At 70.9% G+C, this 1,369-nt stretch carries 3 protein-coding genes; all 3 read left to right on the top strand.

Annotated elements, in window-relative coordinates; all coding sequences use genetic code 11:
• The coding region (locus FDN03_RS16040) for an AtaL-like protein (protein ID WP_138178585.1) at positions 1–394 on the top strand (394 nt) is incomplete at its 5' end.
• A gap of 260 nt (positions 395–654) precedes the next feature.
• A complete protein-coding gene (locus FDN03_RS16650; RefSeq protein ID WP_212743939.1) occupies positions 655–801 on the top strand; it encodes a hypothetical protein in 147 nt (48 codons plus the stop codon).
• Between the two features lie 21 nt (positions 802–822).
• Positions 823–1,369: FAD-binding protein (locus tag FDN03_RS16645; protein ID WP_212743938.1), on the top strand; the 547-nt coding region annotated here is incomplete at its 3' end.

The following is a 1,369-nucleotide window of genomic DNA, read 5'->3' as shown; positions in this document are numbered from 1 at the left end:
CGACCAGGTCTGGGAAGGGCTGGTTCACAAGTCGGAGCACCCGAGCCCGTACGTGCCCGCGGTGACCGCCTGCCGCGTTCTGGAACGCTACTCGGACGGCTTCCTCCGGGAGATCACCGTCCGCGACACGGAGCGGGTGCGGGAGCGCGTGACCTTCGAGGATCACAGGCGGGTGGTCTTCCAGCCGCTCAACGACCCGTGCATCGCCAAGATCGTCAACGAGCTCGGCCGGGACGACGAGGGCCTTCCCACCCTGAGCCTCCGCGTCACCCTCAGCCCGGCCGGGGTGGAGAAGGCGGAACAGACCCGCTATTTCCGCCACGAGACGGAGCGCTACTTCTCGGATGCCCTCCGATTCATCGTCGAGGGCCTCGTCCAGCGCTGCACCCGCTGATCGCCGGCGCACGCACCAGTCGATCACCCGAAACCCGATGAGCCGAAACCCGATGAGGGAGTACCCCACGATGCCAGGCGACTCCCGTCGCGCTTTTCTCCGAGGTGTCGCGCTCGCTGGTGGCGCGGTGGCAGTTCTGCCTGCCGCCGCGACCCGCCCGGCGGCCGCCGCGCCGGCCGGCCCCCGGGGGCGCGGCGGTCGTGATCAGGCCCGGCGATCATCAGTTCCCGGACCTGAACTGGGGCAGTAACCAACGCTGGGTGGGCTCTCCGGAGACCATCCAGCTGATCAGCGACGCGGAGCAGGCCCAGGCCGCGGTCCAGCGCGCCGTCGACAGTGGCACGGCCTTCGCGGTCCGCGGCGGCGGCCACTGTTACGAGGACTTCGTCTTCAACAGCGAGGTCTAGACGGTCATCGATCTCTCCGAGATGACCGGGGTGCGTTACGACCCGGAACGCTCGGCCTTCGAGGTGGAGGCCGGCGCCATCCTCATGGACGTCTACGAGCGGCTGTACAGGGTGTGGGGGGTCGTGGTCCCCGGTGGCGTTTGCTACTCGGTCGGGGTGGGCGGTCACGTCAGCGGCGGGGGCTGGGGCCTGCTCTGCCGCCGGCACGGCCTGATCGTGGACCACCTGTACGCCGTCGAGGTCGTCGTGGTCGACGCGCACGGCGGGGCACGGACGGTAATCGCCACCAGCGACGACGGCGGCCCCAACCACGAGCTGTGGTGGGCCCACACCGGTGGCGGCGGTGGCAACTTCGGCGTGGTGACGCGGTACTGGTTCCGCTCCCGCGGCACCTCGGGCCGTGCCCCCGGCGCGCAGCTGCCCAGGCCGCCGGCCGAGGTGCTGCTCAGCGCGGTCTCCTGGCCCTGGGAGGCCATGACCGAGCGGGCCTTCATCCGCCTCGTCCGCAACTACGGCGGCTGGCACGAAGCCCACGCCGCCGCCGGTGGTCCGTATGACGGGCTGGCTG

The organism is Glutamicibacter sp. V16R2B1, from assembly GCF_005774635.1.
In the GTDB taxonomy this organism is placed as follows: domain Bacteria; phylum Actinomycetota; class Actinomycetes; order Actinomycetales; family Micrococcaceae; genus Glutamicibacter; species Glutamicibacter creatinolyticus.
This window is presented reverse-complemented; position numbering and strand designations above follow the sequence as displayed.